This is a genomic window from Pseudomonas sp. K5002, assembly GCF_013386655.1.
In the GTDB taxonomy this organism is placed as follows: Bacteria; Pseudomonadota; Gammaproteobacteria; order Pseudomonadales; family Pseudomonadaceae; genus Aquipseudomonas.
In genome coordinates this window covers 1-1,462 of the sequence record NZ_JACARK010000095.1, presented here as the reverse complement: position 1 = coordinate 1,462, position 1,462 = coordinate 1, and the positions used below count along the sequence as shown (strand labels likewise).

Sequence of the window (1,462 nt, the reverse complement as noted above, 5' to 3'; positions counted from 1 at the left end):
GCTCGATATTCAACCGTGCGCCCGGAAACGCATCGCTGATCGCCCGCTGCAACGCCTCGGGGTCGCCGATCTCGCGGATGGTCTGCAACGCCGCTGCCAAGTCCCGCCCATCGTGATGCAGCACCGGCGTACGCGTGCCCAGTTGCGGCTGGCGCACCGGGGCGTCGACGTCGCTGCGAAAATGATCATAAAAGCGCCAGCCGCGAATGCTTTCGCGCAGCAGCAATACCTCCGGCGAACCCCGCAGGCTGCCGACCTGATCGAACAGGCTGTGGTAGTTCGGCGTGTGCTGGGCCAGTACATCCCAGGCGCGGCCATCGCGGGCACGTACCATCGGGCCGGAGCGCTGCACCAGCAGGCTCGCCGGGCGAAATACATGCCCGGCCCAGATGCATTCTTTCTTGATCTCCGGGTCCAGGGAAAAATAGGACAAGGTCTTCTCGGGCAACCCCAGGGAAATCGCATAGCTGAAATCCTCTGCGGCAAACCCCAGGCGCAGGCGCTTGGCGCCCTGGCGCACGATGGGCTCCACCGCCACTTCACCACTGAGCATGCGCCGGCTGATGCTTTCCGGCCCGGCCCAGAAGGTTGAATCCAGCCCACCCTCGCGGGCCAGTGCGTTGATCACGCCGCCCTGGGCCGTCTCCGCCAGCAGCCGCAGGGCGCGGTACAGGTTGGACTTGCCGCTGCCATTGGGGCCGGTAATCAGGTTCAACCGATCCAGCGGCACCACCAATTTGTTGATCGAGCGGTAATTGGCCACCGCGAGGGTCTTGAGCATGAGAAAAATTATCGGTTTGGGAACCCCTGGAGTATGGGATTCTCCATGCAGATAAGGAACCCTGTTCTAAGCTCACAGTCGCATAGACACTGGCACGTCGGCATCACGCAAAAGGAGCCTGCATGGGCGGTCACAAACTCACATTTATCCTCGGCCTTGGCCTGCTGGCGCTGCTGAGCGGTTGCGGCCAGGAAAAAGCCGAACCCAAGGAACATTCCCGGGTGTTTGTGCAGACGGTGAAGTCCACCGACTTTGCCGCCGCCGTGACCTTGACCGGCGATATCCAGGCCCGGGTGCAGACCGATCTGTCGTTCCGCGTCGGCGGCAAGATTATCCAGCGCATGGTGGATGTCGGCGACCGCGTCAGCGCCAAGCAGGTGCTGGCCAAGCTCGATCCGAAAGATTTGCAGACCAATGTCGACTCCGCCCAGGCCCAGGTGGTTGCCGAGCAGGCGCGGGTCAAACAGACCGCCGCCGCGTTTGTGCGCCAGGAAAAACTCTTGCCCAAGGGCTACACCAGCCGCAGCGAATACGACTCTGCCCAGTCCGCGTTGCGCAGCGGCCAGAGTGCGCTGTCCGCCGCCCAGGCGCAGTTGGCCAATGCCCGCGAGCAGTTGGGCTACACCTCGCTGGTCGCCGACGCGCCGGGCATCATCACCGCCCGCCAGGCCGAGGTGGGCC

At 63.8% G+C, this 1,462-nt stretch carries 2 protein-coding genes; one reads left to right on the top strand and one right to left on the bottom strand.

Annotation, left to right across the window (positions count from 1 at the left end; genetic code table 11):
- Positions 1 to 781 (bottom strand): AAA family ATPase (locus HX846_RS06025; RefSeq protein ID WP_178965130.1); only part of this gene is annotated, 781 nt, incomplete at its 3' end.
- Positions 782 to 903: 122 nt separating this feature from the next.
- Between HX846_RS06025 and HX846_RS06020 the strand changes: the two genes are divergently transcribed.
- Positions 904 to 1,462, top strand: a 559-nt coding sequence (locus HX846_RS06020; protein ID WP_178965129.1) for an efflux RND transporter periplasmic adaptor subunit, incomplete at its 3' end; no start/stop codon positions are given.